Origin of the sequence: Streptomyces changchenzhani, from assembly GCF_039766235.1 — a bacterium.
Lineage (GTDB): Bacteria > Actinomycetota > Actinomycetes > Streptomycetales > Streptomycetaceae > Streptomyces.
In genome coordinates this window covers 258633-273387 of sequence record NZ_JBDHNH010000004.1, presented here as the reverse complement: position 1 = coordinate 273387, position 14755 = coordinate 258633, and the positions used below count along the sequence as shown (strand labels likewise).

The following is a 14755-nucleotide window of genomic DNA, read 5'->3' as shown; positions in this document are numbered from 1 at the left end:
CTGGTCGGGGTCGGGGTCGGGGTTGAGGTTGAGGTTGAGGTTGAGGTTGGGGTCGCTCATGACTCGGTCTTCGTTCCACTGCGGCGTGCGACAGCCCGGCGGGTGTCGTCGACGGTCAGGTCGGCGTTGACCGCCGCAGCGGCACGCACACCCGCGGCGGCGGCGCCGATGACCGTTTCGGTCAGGTTGGCCACATTGCCTGCGACCCACACCCCGGGCACCTGTGTCGCCCCGGAGGCGTCGGAGGCGACGTAACTACCGAGCGCGTAACCGTCCTTGTCCAGTTCCGTCGTGCCGAGGCCCAGGCTGGTGAAGATGCCTGCGCGGGCGATGGAGCGCGGGAGGACCACCACGGCCCGGCTCGGGATCACCCGACCGCCTTTCAGGGTCACGCCGGTGAGCCGGTCGTCCGTCACCTCCAGGCCGGTCACCTCGCCCTCGACGACGGCGATGTCGCGGGCGGCGAGCTGTTCGTACTCCGCGTCGCCCGGCTCGGGTCCGGTGTGCAGGAAGAGGGTCACCTCACGGCTCCACTGCCGCCACATCAGTGCCTGGTGCACCGCGAGCGGGCCGGTGGCCAGGATGCCGATCGGCTGATCGCGGACCTCCCAGCCGTGGCAGTACGGGCAGTGCAGGACGTCGCGTCCCCACCGCTCGGCCATGCCCGGCAGCCGGGGCAGCTCGTCGATCAGGCCGGTGGTCACCAGCAGCCGGCTCGCGGCGACCGTGGATCCGTCCGCGAGTACGACGCGAAAGCCCCCGGCGTCGACGCGCTTGGCCTCGACCACATGGCCCTCGACGAACTCGGCCCCGTAACCGGTGACTTCGGCACGGCCCGTGGCCAACAGCTTCAAGGGCGCGGCTCCTTCGTGTGCCAGGTAGTTGTGGATGTGCGAGGCGGGGGCGTTGCGCGGCCGGCCCGCGTCGATCACGAGCACCGAGCGGCGGGCGCGGGCCAGGGTGAGCGCACCGCTCAGCCCGGCAGCCCCGCCACCGATCACCACGACGTCGTAGTGCCGCTCGGATTCTGTGTATGCGGTCATGCGAAGTACCTCCATCCGTCGTCCAGGGGAGATGCTCCGCCCTGTCCACGCCCGACGGCAAACGTTCTTGCCGAAACGGCAAGTGAATCGTGTGGTCCGCGGAAGTGACCCGTCCGTACACCAGTACGCTGACGTACCTATGCGCCGCTTCCCCCACACCGGCCCCCCTGACCGCGGGCGGCTCCTCCTGACCGCCCTGGCCGCCGGTGCGGCCCTGGTGGGGCTGACGGCCTGCGCGTCGGAGACCGGAGCGCGCGACGATGGCGTGGCACCCCGCCTCTCCCCACCGGTCAGCGCGTCGCCGCTGTGGCCGGACTACGCGCCGCCGGTTCCGCCCAACGCGGGCGGGCCCACTCCCCCGACCCCCCAGTACCCGGTCCTCGAAGGTGTCACCGTGCCCACGGGCGGGCTGCGCAAGGTGCCGGTGAAGGAACTGCTGGAGAAGGATCCCAGCGTGCCGCGACTGGTACGGGACGCGCTGACGGACTGCCCCGGCACGGACTGCGGCCTGCGTCGGCCCGTGTACCGGGACGTGACGGGCGACGGGCACGACGAGGTCGTGGTGGCATGGGACGAGACGTCCGCGGGGCTGACCCTGATCCACGTCTACCGGGCCTCGGGCAGCACGGTCCGGCCGGTGCTGACCAGCTTGGGGTCGCTCGGGCTCACCGGGGAGACCCTGGGCCACGACCTGGTGATCACCTCCACCGCCGACAACGGCCGCTTCACCGTCCGCTACCGCTGGAACGGCACGGTGCTGGCCGCCGTCACACCGCAGGGCGGGGCCGGTACCCCGTCCGGTGCGGTCTCGACGCCGAGCCCGGCCGTGACCACGACCCCGCACACAGGCCCCCAGCCGAGCCCGCAATCAAGGACGCCCCAATGACGATCTCCTTCGCCCCGCCCGGCTCCGCGGCCGAGGCGCACCTGTTGCTCGTCGAGGACGACGAGGTGATCCGTAACACCGTCCGCATGCTGCTGGAGCGCTACGGCTTCACCGTGTCCACCGCAGGCGACGGACTGACCGGTCTGGAGATCTTCCGCGACACCAATCCGGACCTGCTGCTGCTGGATGTGATGCTCCCCGACCTGGACGGAATCGGGCTGTGCCGCCGGGTCCGCGAACTGAGTCTGGCGCCGATCCTGATGATGTCCGCGCGGGGTGACACCCTCGACATCGTGTCCGGTCTGGAGGCGGGCGCCGACGACTACGTCGTCAAGCCGTGCGAGAGCGCGGTCCTCGTCGCCCGCATCCGCTCCCTGCTGCGCCGCGCCTCGTTCGCCCCCGCCGCCGAGGCGGACCGGGAGGCTTCGGGCCACGACGGGATGCTGGTATTCGGCGACCTGACCATCGACACCCGTGGGATGGAGGTACGACGTGCGGGACAGGTGGTCGCCCTCACGCCGACCGAGCTGCGGCTGCTGCTGGAATTCGCCGCCTCGCCCAGTGTCGTACTGGAGCGAAGGACCCTCCTCAGCCGAGTGTGGGACCACGCCTGGCACGGCGACACCCGGGTGGTCGACCTCCATGTCCAGCGTCTGCGCGCCAAGATAGGCGCCGACCGGATCGAGACGGTCCGCGGCTTCGGCTACAAGCTGCGGCGCTGATCATGGCCCTGAGATGGCGGATCGTGGCCCTGGTCGCCGCGGCCGTCTGCGCCGTCGCCGCGACCGTAGGGGTGCTCGTGCACCACGCGTCGCGCGAGCGGGAACTGTCCCAGGCGCGCGACGCAGCCCGCACCACACTGGACCGGGCCGCCGCCACCTACGCCCGCACCGGCTCGGTCCAGGGCTCCGGTGCCGAACTGGGCGCGCCCGGCCTGCCCGAGGACCTGCGGGGGCTGGTGGCGAAGGGGCGCCGGGGCACCGAGTTCACGGCCGGACCGGGCGGTCCCGCGATGTGGTCGGCGCGCCCGGCCGGCGGCCAAGTCCTTTCCGTACGCGTCGACATGACCACCACGATGCGCGACATCGGCGCGCTCGACACGAACATGGTCCTGGCCGGGGTGACGACCACCGCGGTGGTGCTGCCCCTGGGCGTGCTGACCGCCGGACGGATGAGCCGCAGGCTGCGGACCGCCGCCAGGACCGCGCGTCGCATCGCGGCCGGGGACCTGGACGCCAGGATCTCCGCGGCGCCCCGCCCGCACGACGAGATCGCCGAGATCTCCACGGCCGTGGACACGATGGCGGCCGCCCTTCAAGAACGGCTGCGCGGCGAGCAGCGCTTCACCGCCGATGTGGCCCACGAACTGCGCACCCCGCTCATGGGGCTGGTCACCTCCGCCGAGCTGCTGCCCGAGGGGGAAGCGGCCGGGTACGTACGTGACCGGGTACGCGTCCTGAGCGCCCTGGTCGAGGAGCTCCTGGAGATCTCCCGGCTGGACGCGGGAGCGGAGCAGGCCGATCTGTCACCGTGCGCCCTCGGCCCGCTGCTGGAGGAGATTGTCACCCGGACCGGCCTGCCCGCCCGGCTCAGCTTCGAGGGTGCTGAGAAGCCGGTGGGTGCTGTGGATGCTGTGGGTGGTGCGGGTGGTGCGGGTGGTGCGGGTGGTGCGGGTGAGCCTGCCGCGTACGGATCCGAGGGGGCCGTAACGGTCTGGACGGACCCGCGCAGGCTGGAGCGGATCATCACCAATCTGGTCGTCAACGCGCACCGGCACGGCCGCTCTCCGGTGACGGTCACCGTCACCGTCACCGTGCCGGGCGGGACTGCACGCACCGGAAGGACCGTGACCGTACGCGATCACGGTCCCGGCTACCCGGACACGCTGCTCAAGGACGGCCCGCAGCGGTTTCGTACCGGCGCCCGCGAACGCGGAACGGGCCACGGCCTGGGCCTCACCATCGCGCTCGGCCAGTCCGAAGTCATTGGCGCCGAGCTGACCTTCACCAACGCGCCCGACGGGGGCGCCCTCGCCACCCTCCGACTGCCCGGCGGCCCCTCCTGTGCCGAGGCAGAGCCGATACACCGCTGATACACCTCCGCGCGGCGACCGATGCATCCCTTGCGGTTGACCAAGATCTTCGGCCCCGAGGATGGCGCCATGGGTATCAGGCGGAGTCCGGAGCGGACGGCGGAGCGGCGGAGGGCGGACGAAGCCGGCGAGACCGGCGAAGCCGATGGGGTCGGCGAAGTCGGTGGGGTCGGCGAAGTCGGTGGGGTCGGCGAAGTAGATGGGGTCGGCGAAGTAGATGGGGTCGGCGAAGTAGATGGAATCGATAAGGCTGGAGCGAACAGAGAGGTCGTCGCGACGCGAGAAGTCGGCGACCAGAACTCGGGCAAGCACCGACGACGACGGCCGAAAGCCGCCAGGCGGTCCGGGAGACGCCGTCTCGTCACCTGGCGCAAGGCACTCGCCGCAGTCCTCACCGTGTGTGTCCTGGTGGGCGCGGCCTTCACCTTCCTGTACATCGCCATCGACATCCCCCAGGCGAACGCGCAGGCGAAGGCCCAGAGCAACGTCTACCTGTTCAGCGACGGCACCCGCCTCGCCCGTACCGGCGACGTGAACCGGGAGAGCGTCCCGATCGGCCGCGTCCCCAAGGACGTACAGCGTGCCTTCGTCGCGGCGGAGAACCGGGGCTTCTACAGCGACTCGGGCATCTCCCTGACGGGCACCGCCCGCGGCATCGCCAACACGGTGACGGGCCAGGGCAAGCAGGGCGGGTCGACCATCACTCAGCAGTACGTCAAGAACTACTACCTCAGCCAGGAGCAGACCGTCAGCCGCAAGGTGAAGGAGCTGGTCATCTCCCTCAAGGTCGACCGGCAGAACTCCAAGGACGACATCCTCGCCGGCTATCTGAACAGCAGTTACTACGGGCGGCTCGCGTACGGCGTGCAGGCGGCGGCCCGCGCGTACTACAACGCGGAGGTCGAGGACCTCACCGTCGAGCAGGGCGCGTACCTCGCGGCACTACTGCAGGCGCCCAGCCAGTACGACTGGGCGGTCGCGGCCCCCGCGGGCAAGCGGCTGGTGAAGGCGCGCTGGGGTTACGTGCTCGACAACATGGTCGAGGAGGGCTGGCTGAAGCAGGCGGAACGCAAGCGGATGACATTCCCCGTGCCGGCGGCCCCCAAGCCCGGCGCGGGCCTTTCGGGGCAGGCGGGTTATCTGGTGGACACCGCCAGGCGAGAGCTGACCGACGCGGGCGTCAGTGAGCAAGAACTGGCGGGCGGCGGCTGGACGATCACCCTCAATGTGGATCCGGCCAAGCAGCGCGCACTGGAGCGTGCGGTCACGACGGGACTCGCCGCCGCGGGCCCGAAGCCCAAGTCCGTCGCGCGGAAGCCGAAGCCGGATCCCGACCGGCAGGCCGGGGCGGTCTCGGTGGATCCGAGGAACGGGCGCATTCTGGCGCTCTACGGCGGTCGCGACTACACGCAGCACTACCTCAACAACGCGACCCGCTCCGACTACCAGGCAGGCGTCACCTTTGAACCGGTCGTCCTTGCCACCTCGGTGGACGGCAAGGTGGACGGCAAGCACAACATCGGCCCCGCCGCCATCAGGCGGACCGCGACAAGCCTGGGCATGCGTACGGACCCGAGCGCCTTCGCGTCGGCGCAGGCGACGTCGCTCGGGTTGATGGGGGCCGCTCCGCTGGAAATGGCCGGTGTGTACGCCTCGTTCAGCAACCAGGGCAAGAAGGTCACCCCGTCGATCGTGAAATCGGCGCAGCGCGGTGACGAGCGCACGCGTCTGCCAGCGGCAGTGGGTGGCCGGGCAATCACTCCCCAGGCTGCCGAACTGGTCAACTCCCACCTCGCCACCGCCTTGACCCGCGGCGTGGACGGGAGCGACGCCGTCGTCGCCACGAGGGTGGACAGGAGTGGACAGTTCGTCGCAGGGACTTCCGGTCTGTCCGACGACGGGAAGGCGGAGTGGTTCATCGGCGGCACACCGGACCTGATCACCTCGATCGGGCTCTTCGGTGAGGACGCCAAAACCCAGAAGCAGGTCACCCTCAAGAACGTCGGTGCCGGCCACCCCGCCCAGATCTGGGCGATGTACACCGAAGCCGCGTCGGGAGGCGTGCCGCCCACGGCCTGGCCCGTGACCCGCCGCTGACTCATCACGCTGGACACGCCCCGAGGACGCTCTCGCGGGGTCACCCCGGCCTGCCTGGGGTGGGAGTTTCGAATGCGTGGCGTGCAGTCGGGCTCCGTGACAGCGCGCGCACAATAGCCCGCGCATGCAATTATACGCGTACGCAACTAGTGCGGGCGCATCCCTGGGGACCAGCCTCGGCGCCGAATCATCCTCGGCGCCGGGTCGCCCGTTGGTTCGCCTCGCGGATCACTCGCCGGTCGGCCCACGGGGCCGCCCCTCCGTACCGAAGGCGTGATCACGCCATGGCACCGTCTCCCACCGCCCTCGACCGCCTGGTCTCCTCCGACGGCCGCCTCACAGTCGGGCTGGAGCTTCCCCTGGACAGCGACTGGGGAACGTCCCGGCTGCTCACCGACCGGGCGGCGGGCCGATCCTTCGGCGTGCCTGCCCTGACCGAGCACTCCAGGCTGGCGCAGCTCGCCGACCGGCTGGGTTTCGCGGCCCTGTGGGTACGCGACGTTCCGCTCTTCGACGTGGAGCATTTCGGCGACGCCGGGTCGGTCTTCGAGACCTTCACCCACCTGGGGCATCTGGCCGCGACGACGCACCGGGCCGTTCTCGGCACCGCCGCCGCCGTCCTGCCCCTGCGCGAGCCCCTGCTGGTCGCCCCGCTCCGGGCTCTCTCGACCCCCTTTAGTCCTGTACGTCAGTGCTGCACCGCGGGGGTGCACGTACGTCAGTGCTGCACCGCAGCTCGGCACCTCGCGGACCCAGGCCGTAAGGCCCGCGAGGAACCCTGCCCGCCGGCTCACGGTCAGGCCGTCCCGGCCCTCCAGGGCGTGCAGGAAGAGACGCCGGAGGCGTGCGCCCCTGACCAGCGTGGCCCCGAGAGCCGCGCCCTAGCGAGCGTCCACGTGAGTTGGCCTCCTTCGGTGCAGCCAGCCGCGGATCCCTCGAGGGGGCTCAAGAGGGTGAGCCGGAAGTGACCGTTCACCGTCCGGGCAGGCGGCGGAGGTCTGCAACGGTCGGCCGCCCGCCGGTTGGGCACAGGCCGGCAGCGGGTGCCCGGCGTCCTGGTGGGCGGGAGCCGGCAACGGTCGCTGGGCGTCCGGGCATGGGGCGGACCGGTGTTCACGGGCGTCGTCCAGCAACAGGGCCAGGCTCACCCGTTGCCAGAGGATTTCGTCCGGGTCGTCGGCCAGCAGCAACTGACCGGCGACCTCGCGCGCCGCGGCCGACTCGCTGTGCCCCACGGCAGGTTCGGGCCGGAGCTTGTGGAGGTACGCGCGTTCATAGGGGTCGTCGACGACCTCCGCGAGCTGGACGGGGTCGAGCACGGAGCTGATGATCGCCGCCCGCTCCCAGGGATCCCTGGTCTGCCGCGTCAGCAGGCCGAGGCGCCGGGCGCGCCAGTTGCGGGCCCGCCAGTCCTCTCCCGAATCGAGCATGCTGCGCATCGCATCCGGGGACCGGCCAGTGAGCAGGCCGGGCTCGCGGGAGGCGAACGCCCGGAGGTCTTCCGCGAGATAGAGCCAGACGACCGCCCGGTAGCGGTTGAGGTAGAACTTGACGGGACTGATGTATCCGGTGCGGGCCAGCCGGGTGAAACGAGCCGGGCTGATGCTCATGAGCAGGGCGCCTTCGGTGGTGCCGACCGTTCGCACCCGCTCCCGCAGCGCCTCGGGGGTCCCGTGCGCCGCCCGCAGTCTGTCGATCTCCTCGCGCGCGAATCGGCGGCGCCCTGTCGCCGGATCCGCGCTCGCCCGGATGTGGCCGAGCTGGACGACGAGGTCCAGCTCGGCTCGCTTCAGACCCAGTTCCTGCGCGGCCCTGGCTGCGGCCAACGGCTTGCTCGGCGGCGGCGGCGGTGGCGGTGGCGGTACCGATGCCTGTGACTGTGACTGTGACTGTGACTGTGGCGATGCTTGCGCCCGTGCCGATGACGGTGCTTGCGCTCGCGCCGGCGCACCGGCAGCGTCCGTAGCGTCGGCAACGGCGCGGTGTGCTTCCTGTACGGCCATGACGTCTCCCCGTGAGATGTGATTACTCTCGGTGACGACCGTAGCCCGTAAGACCCGATCCTCGCCCGGCCTGTGGATAACTCCACGGCCAGGCAAGTCTGCGCAGGTCGGACGTGGGTCGAGCGAGTGGCCGAGCAGGTCAGACGTCCGTGCCGGCGGTGAAGCCCTCCGGTTGCCTGGCTGCGACGCCGAGGTGTTCCCCCACGCGGTTGACCAGCAGCGTCATCTCGTACGCGACCTGACCGATGTCGGCTTCGGCCGCGCTCAACACACACAGACAGCTACCGTCACCCGCGGCGGTGACGAACAGGACTCCGTCGTCGAACTCGACCATCGTCTGGCGGACCTTGCCCGCCCGGAAGTGGCGCCCCGACCCCTTGGCGAGACTGTGCAGCCCGGACGAGACGGCGGCCAGGTGCTCGGCGTCCTCCCTCGCCAGGTCCGTGCTCGCTCCGGTCACCAGACCGTCGTTGGACAGTACGAGGGCGTGCCGCACATGCTCCACCCGGCTCGTGAGGTCGTCCAGCAGCCAGTCAAGTCCCTTGTCCAGCGCCATCGTTCCGGCCCTCCCCGTTCATCTGTTCCCCATCACCCCTGATGTGCCGCAAGCCTTCCCCACTGTCGCCGTGGCGGCAAGCGTGTCGCCACCTGCATTCGCACCTGCATCTGCCTCCGTATTTGCACTCGCGTCCGCACTCCCCTCCGCATCTGCGTCCCCGTCGGGCTCGACGGGCTCGACGGGCTCGACGGGCTCGACGGGGGCGGCCGTATCGGGGCTAGCCCGCTGAGTCGAGCCACCGGGCAGTGTGCATCCGCCCCGCGTACTCGACCAGGCGCACCAGCACTTCCTTTCCCGAGTCCCGGTCCCGTGCGTCGCACAGCACGACCGGTGTCCCCCGGTCCAGGTCGAGGGCGCGTGAGACTTCGTGTGCGCCGTAGGTCCGCGCCCCCGCGAAGCAGTTGAGCGCCAGGACGAAGGGGATGCGCCGGTGCTCGAAGTAGTCGACTGCCGGGAAACAGTCTTCGAGGCGGCGTGTGTCCGCGAGGACTACGGCACCCAAAGCGCCCTGGGACAGCTCGTCCCACAGGAACCAGAACCGGTCCTGCCCCGGTGTGCCGAAGAGGTAGAGCGAGAGTCCGGACCTGATGGTGATGCGTCCGAAGTCCATGGCGACGGTCGTGGTGGTCTTCCGGTCGACGCCTCCGGTGTCGTCCACCGTCCGGCCCACTTCGCTGAGCAGTTCTTCGGTACGCAGCGGCCGGATCTCACTGACGGCGCCGACGAGGGTGGTCTTGCCGACCCCGAAGCCACCGGCGACCAGGATTTTCAACGCAAGGGCGGTCGTCTGCCCGCCCTTGTCGTCAGAGCGCTCGGAGCCCATCGATCACTTCTTTCAGGATCTTCTCATCGGGTAGCTGGGCAGGGGGTACAGGCCTGCTGACCTCTACGTAGCCGGATTCGAGCAGGTCGCCGAGGAGTACCCGCACCACACCGACGGGCAGGTCCGCGTCGGCGGCGAGCTCCGCGACGGACTGAGGCTCCGCGCGGCACAGCGCGAGCAACGAACGGTGCTCGGGGCCGAGCAGCGACTCCTCGGCGCTGCCCGGTGCGCCGTCCACAACGACAACCAGAGCGATGAGGTCGAACCGCACTCCACTCGGGCCCGGCTTCGTCCTGCCCCCGGTCATCGCGTACGGGCGTACGAGGGGGCCCGCGTCCGCGTCGTACCACTGACTGCCCCGGTCGGTGGGGTCGAGGCCCCTGTCCCCGGTCACGTGCGGGGCGGCGCGTACAAGTGCTCGCCGACACGTTTGACCAGCCGGGCCATTTCGTAGGCGACGAGGCCGATGTCCGCGGCGGCGGTGCTCAGGACGGCCAGGCAGGAGCCGTCGCCCGCCGCGGCGACGAACAGGAAGCCGTGGTCCATCTCCACCAGCGTCTGGCGCACGCCTCCGACGTGGAACTGCCGCCCCGCGCCCTTGGCCAGACTGTGGAATCCGGAGGCCACGGCGGCCAGGTGCTCGGCGTCCTCGCGGCTGAGTCCACTCGACACGCCGACGGCCAGGCCGTCGTTCGACAGCAGGACCGCGTGCCGTATCTCGCCCACCCCGGCCACCAGGTCGTCCAGCAGCCAGTCGAATTCCCCGCGGGGATGAGCGGTCCCGGTTCTCTCGTGCTCGATCATGCGTGATCTCCTTCGCTGCCGCGGTCCGCGGAGCCGTGGGCTTCGCCCCTCCCCGAGCGGGAGCCGCGCGGCGCTGCGTGGCCGCGGGCCCATCCCTTGCGGTAGGCGGTCAGCCGGTCCCTTGCCTGCTCCGGGGTGCGCTCGTGTGGGTCGTCCGGGCCCTCGCCGGAAGAGGCGTGGGGTGCCGTGGTCTCGGGTGCGGCGACTTCGCGCAGTTGTGGCACGAGGCTGGCCTGCCTGACCCTGCGCGGGAGTTCCCCCTCGGACTCCCGGATCCCCGTCGCGTCCCCCTCCCGGTCGCCGTCGCCACCGGCACGGCCGCGCGGGCGCAGCGCGGTGACTCCCGCGGGCGCCGGTGGCCCCTGCTGTGTGGCGAGGGCCGGCCGGGTAGGCGACGATGGAAAAGCGGTGCCGTTCGTACGCCCTCGCTGCACGACAGCTGGGCCATGAGCCGGCCCGGACGGCGATGCGGTTTCCCGCAGCTCAGACCGCAGGTCAGACCGCAGCTCCGGCTGCTCCTCGCGTCCGGTGTGGCCCTCGTCCCGCGGAGGCCTGTCCTTCCTGCTGACGGCGCTCTGCAGCAGAGGGACCGGCAGCAGGACCACCGCGGTGGTACCGCCGTAGGGCGAGGTGCGCAGATGGACCTTGATGTCGTGGCGGGAGGACAGCCTGCTGACGACGAAGAGCCCGAGCCGGTCACTGTCGAAGAGGTCAAGGGCCTCGGACTGTTCGATCCTGCGGTTGGCCTCCGCGAGTACCTCCTTGCCCATGCCGAGTCCACGGTCCTCGATCTCCAGGGCGTACCCATTGCCGACAAGCTCGCCGCTGACGCGCACCTTGGTGTGCGGCGGGGAGAACTGGGCCGCGTTCTCGATGAGTTCGGCGAGCAGATGGGTGAGGTCGGCGACCGCGGCGCCGACGACCGCTGTCTCGGACAGTTGCCGTACCTCCACGCGCGCGTAGTCCTCGATTTCGGAGACCGCGGCGCGGACGACGTTCGTCAGCGGTACGGGCTTGCGCCAGGCGCGACCGGGAGCCGCCCCGGACAGGATGATCAGGCTTTCCGCGTGCCTGCGCATCCGAGTGGTGAGGTGGTCGAGACGGAAGAGGTCACTGAGCTCTCCCGGGTCGTCCGCGCGGCGCTCCATGCTGTCGAGCAGGTTGAGCTGACGGTGGACCAGGACCTGGCTGCGCCGCGCGAGGTTGACGAAGATCCCGGAGACCCCGCCTGCCAGTTCGGCACGTTCGGCGGCCGCCACGAGAGCCGCGCGGTGCACGGTGGCGAGGGCTTCGCCGACCTGGCCGATCTCGTCCTCGGCGGGTGGCCCCTGCGGAGCTTCCGCCTTGATGTCGAGTTCCTCTCCGGCGCGGAGCCGGTGCATGGCGTGCGGCAGTTTGCGCCGGGCGATCTCCAGAGCGTTGTTGCGCAGGCCGGCCAGTTCAACGACGAGGCCGCGGCCGATGCGTACGGAAATGAAGAGGGAGGCGGCCACGGCGGCGAGCCCCAGGAGCACGGCCGCGCCCGCGGGGGTCAGCACACTGCGGGCCAGCGGGTCGGCGCTACGGGCTGCATCCCTGTCGGCCCCCGTGCCGATCGCGCGTACGGCACGCCGCACACTGGTGTGGGCCTGCTCCCAGGTGTCCACCGGGACAGCGAAAGCCGCCTTCCGGCCGGGCTCGGCGGCGGCCACCTTGTCCTCGGCAGTGAGTACGGCGCCGTACGCGCTCCCCTTGGTGAGTGCGCGCCAGGCCTCCCGTTGGGGACCCGGCAGGTCGCTGACGGCTGACGCGGTCAAGTTCCTGCGGGTCTCGACTGTTCCGCCGAAGAGGCGCAGCCGCTGCGCGTCGAAGTTCCGGCCGAGTTGCGCGGAGGTGAGCAACGCGTCCTCGCGTGACAGCATCTCGCCGGCCCTGGCGAATTCGAACAGCACCCGCGCGTCGGAGCCCAGCCTGGCCTCCTGGATACCGGTGAGTGCTCCCGTGACGCGGAATGCGGCGTCGATGGTCCGGGTGTAATGCTCGTACGTCTTGTCCCGGTCAGCGACGCGGTCGACGACGCCGGTACGCAGGGCGCGCAACTCCTGCGCACTGGCGACGAACGCTTCGAGTCCGGCAGCCACCGGACCCGGCAGATCCGCGCCGACGGCGACAGTGTGGTCGTCGTCGAGCCGGAGCCCGGCCACTGCCGCATCGGTGCGCTTGCCCTGCTGCTCGAATATGTCGGCGCGCTCGTCGCCGGCCCCCTGGGGGGACGCCAAGTAGCGCACCGCTGCCCGACGCTCAGCCTGCAGCTCGGCGACGGCGGCGCTCACAGGGGCGCGGATCTGTTCGTCGACCCGCTGCACCTGCCGCTGTCGTGCCACGTCCTGCGCCGTGGTGACAGTGGCGAAGCCCCAGAGCACGAGGAGGGATACGACGGGCACCATCAGCAGCGAGACCACCTTCGCCCGCACGCTCCTCGGGCGAAGCCGCCACGTCACGGGGGCCACGACGGCGGACCGGGGGCTGTCCGGTGGCGGCCCCTGCACACGGATTTCGTCGGCGGGCGGGCCGGCGTGCGCCCTCCGTCCGCGCGCCGGGGGCGCGGACCGGGATAGTGCCTTGTCGCCCGGGGTCCTGCGGGGTGTGCGCATGGCCTCCTCGTTCCGGATACGTCTCGCGCGGACCAGCCGCTGTGCGGGGCGGGGCTAGTGGACGGGCTCGGTTTCGGCCAGGCGTGCCGCCGTGGCATCGGCCTCCCGCTCGCGCGCGGTCGGGGACAGCGCGACGAAGGCTGAGGTGAGGAAGAGGTACGACCCGAGGCCCACCGCGAGGGGGAGGATGAACTGCATCGCCGTGGCCCCCGGGAGCTCCCCGCTCGACGGGTCCACCCGTACGCTCACCGCCACCATTCCCGTGTAGTGCATGCTGCTGACCGCCGCGCCCATGACAAGCGAGGCGACGGCGACGGCGACCGGCGACTTGATGTTCAGCGCCGCCCAGAGAGCGGCGGTCGCCGCGACGACGGCGATGACGACGGACAGCGCGACAAGCACCGGATCGTAGGAAACGTCACCGTGCAGCCGCAGCGCCGCCATGCCGAGGTAGTGCATGCTCGCGACGCCGAGGCCCGTGGTGAGGCCGCCGAGCAGCAGCGCCCTTACCCGGTCACGGCCGTAGCCGACGGCGAAGACCCCTGCGCCCACGACGACCATCGCGACGGCGAGGCTGAGCACGGTGAGCGGCACGTTGTAGCGGATGGCGGTGCCGGTGACGCCGAAGCCGAGCATCGCGACGAAGTGCATCGTCCAGATGCCGGTGCCGATCGCGGACGCGGCGGTGAGCAGCCAGTTGCGGCGGGAGCGACCGCTCGCGGCCAGCGCTCGTACGGTGCAGCGCAGCGCGAGAGCGGCGCCGATGGCAGCCATCGCGTACGACAGCACGGGGGTAAGCCAGCCGAAGGCGGCGTGGTCCAGGTGTCCCATGGCTCAGGGACGCTAGTCCTGAAGGGGGCGCATATTGGGGGCGCGTTTCGAAAACTGCTGGAATATGACAGAGATCCGCTCTCGGATGATCGAGCCACGCTCGAACATGCACATCACGTGGACATCGAAAGCTCCGTAAATCTCCGGAGATCCTGAGGGATCATGTCCGTATGGCCGATGACCACACGCACGTTCAGGAATTCTTCACCCCCCGGGCAGCGGGCTGGGACACGCGATTCCCGGACGACGATCCGGCGTACGCGGCGGCGGTCAAGGCCCTCGGACTGCGGCCCGGCGACGCCGTGCTCGACGCGGGCTGCGGCACCGGACGCGCCCTGCCGTTCCTGCGGAACGCCGTGGGTCCCGACGGCGCGGTGCTCGGCGCGGATCTGACACCGGCGATGCTGGACGAAGCGGCGCACGCGGGGCGTGACCAAGCGGCGCAACTGCTCCTCGCCGATGTCGCCCGCCTGCCGGTCGCCTCCGAAGCGCTCGACGCCGTCTTCGCCGCGGGCCTGATCGCGCATCTCCCCCGGCCCGCGGAGAACCTCCGCGAGCTGGCCAGAGCGGTGCGCCCCGGCGGCCTGCTGGCACTCTTCCACCCCATCGGCCGGGCGGCGCTCGCGGCGCGGCAGGGGCGCCGACTGGCCGCGGACGACTTGCGCGCCGAGCCCAATCTCCGTCAGCTGCTGGCCGGTTCCGGCTGGCGGATGACGTCGTACGTCGACGAGGAGCACCGGTTCCTGGCGCTGGCCGTCAACCAGGGCAGCGGCGTCAGCCAGGGCGAATCCGTCAGTCAGGCCTGACCCGCCACCGCGCGCGTGAAGGCTGCCGCGTTGTCGAACATGACGTTGTGGCCAGCTTCCGGGACGGTCTCGACACACACGCCGGCGGCCATCAGCTCGGCCCGGCCATCGAGTTCACCGCTCAAGGCGCCCAGCAGGTACCTACGGTCGATGTCCAGGCCCACCCGCAGGTCCAACA

15 protein-coding genes are annotated in these 14755 nt (G+C 70.9%); 6 read left to right on the top strand and 9 right to left on the bottom strand.

Annotated features, from left to right (window positions below):
- Positions 1-56: 56 nt before the first annotated feature.
- Positions 57-1043 carry an NAD(P)/FAD-dependent oxidoreductase gene (locus ABCR94_RS15500; RefSeq protein WP_347119869.1) on the bottom strand — a complete coding sequence of 329 codons (987 nt, stop codon included), beginning with the start codon at positions 1041-1043 and terminating at the stop codon, positions 57-59.
- 139 nt (positions 1044-1182) lie between these two features.
- Here ABCR94_RS15500 and ABCR94_RS15495 point away from each other — a divergent pair, with 139 nt between their 5' ends.
- From ABCR94_RS15495 to ABCR94_RS15475, 5 genes are all read left to right on the top strand, one after another.
- Entirely contained in the window at positions 1183-1929 is a 747-nt protein-coding gene (locus tag ABCR94_RS15495) for a hypothetical protein (protein WP_347119867.1), read from the top strand.
- Positions 1926-2651, top strand: coding sequence for a two-component system response regulator CseB (cseB, locus tag ABCR94_RS15490; RefSeq protein ID WP_347119866.1), 726 nt, complete (start codon positions 1926-1928; stop codon positions 2649-2651). Before ABCR94_RS15495 ends, cseB begins: the two co-directional genes overlap by 4 nt.
- Before the next feature lie 2 nt (positions 2652-2653).
- A complete protein-coding gene (locus tag ABCR94_RS15485; RefSeq protein WP_347119865.1) occupies positions 2654-4021 on the top strand; it encodes a sensor histidine kinase in 1368 nt (455 codons plus the stop codon).
- Positions 4022-4090: 69 nt separating this feature from the next.
- Entirely contained in the window at positions 4091-6118 is a 2028-nt protein-coding gene (locus ABCR94_RS15480; RefSeq protein WP_347119864.1) for a transglycosylase domain-containing protein, read from the top strand.
- A 284-nt stretch (positions 6119-6402) separates the two neighbouring features.
- Positions 6403-7086, top strand: a complete 684-nt coding sequence (locus ABCR94_RS15475) for an LLM class flavin-dependent oxidoreductase (RefSeq protein ID WP_347119863.1) — start codon at positions 6403-6405, stop codon at positions 7084-7086.
- Here the strand turns inward: ABCR94_RS15475 and ABCR94_RS15470 are convergent.
- The 7 genes from ABCR94_RS15470 to ABCR94_RS15440 form a co-directional block, all read right to left on the bottom strand.
- Positions 7000-7944: a DUF6397 family protein gene (locus ABCR94_RS15470; RefSeq protein ID WP_347119862.1), complete on the bottom strand. Its 945-nt coding sequence runs from the start codon at positions 7942-7944 to the stop codon at positions 7000-7002. The genes ABCR94_RS15475 and ABCR94_RS15470 overlap by 87 nt on opposite strands.
- 316 nt (positions 7945-8260) lie before the next feature.
- A complete protein-coding gene (locus ABCR94_RS15465; RefSeq protein WP_347119861.1) occupies positions 8261-8677 on the bottom strand; it encodes a roadblock/LC7 domain-containing protein in 417 nt (138 codons plus the stop codon).
- Positions 8678-8897: 220 nt separating this feature from the next.
- On the bottom strand, positions 8898-9503 hold the full coding sequence (locus ABCR94_RS15460) for a GTP-binding protein (RefSeq protein WP_347119860.1): 606 nt from the start codon (positions 9501-9503) through the stop codon (positions 8898-8900).
- Positions 9484-9897 carry a DUF742 domain-containing protein gene (locus tag ABCR94_RS15455; protein WP_347119859.1) on the bottom strand — a complete coding sequence of 138 codons (414 nt, stop codon included), beginning with the start codon at positions 9895-9897 and terminating at the stop codon, positions 9484-9486. The genes ABCR94_RS15460 and ABCR94_RS15455 overlap by 20 nt, the downstream gene beginning before the upstream one ends.
- Complete coding sequence (locus tag ABCR94_RS15450; RefSeq protein WP_347119858.1) at positions 9894-10307, bottom strand: roadblock/LC7 domain-containing protein; 414 nt, start codon at positions 10305-10307, stop codon at positions 9894-9896. Before ABCR94_RS15450 ends, ABCR94_RS15455 begins: the two co-directional genes overlap by 4 nt.
- Entirely contained in the window at positions 10304-12940 is a 2637-nt protein-coding gene (locus ABCR94_RS15445) for a sensor histidine kinase (RefSeq protein WP_347119857.1), read from the bottom strand. The genes ABCR94_RS15450 and ABCR94_RS15445 overlap by 4 nt, the downstream gene beginning before the upstream one ends.
- Positions 12941-12994: 54 nt before the next feature.
- The gene (locus ABCR94_RS15440; RefSeq protein WP_347119856.1) at positions 12995-13771 is read right to left on the bottom strand and encodes an MHYT domain-containing protein; all 777 of its coding nucleotides are present in this window, start codon (positions 13769-13771) and stop codon (positions 12995-12997) included.
- A gap of 170 nt (positions 13772-13941) precedes the next feature.
- Between ABCR94_RS15440 and ABCR94_RS15435 the strand changes: the two genes are divergently transcribed.
- Positions 13942-14577 (top strand): class I SAM-dependent methyltransferase, encoded by a 636-nt coding sequence (locus ABCR94_RS15435; protein ID WP_347119855.1) that lies wholly within the window; start codon positions 13942-13944, stop codon positions 14575-14577.
- On the opposite strand, the gene ABCR94_RS15430 is transcribed toward ABCR94_RS15435, so the two are convergent.
- Positions 14568-14741: a hypothetical protein gene (locus ABCR94_RS15430; protein ID WP_347119854.1), complete on the bottom strand. Its 174-nt coding sequence runs from the start codon at positions 14739-14741 to the stop codon at positions 14568-14570. The two genes, ABCR94_RS15435 and ABCR94_RS15430, sit on opposite strands and share 10 nt — an antisense overlap.
- Positions 14742-14755 lie beyond the last annotated feature (14 nt).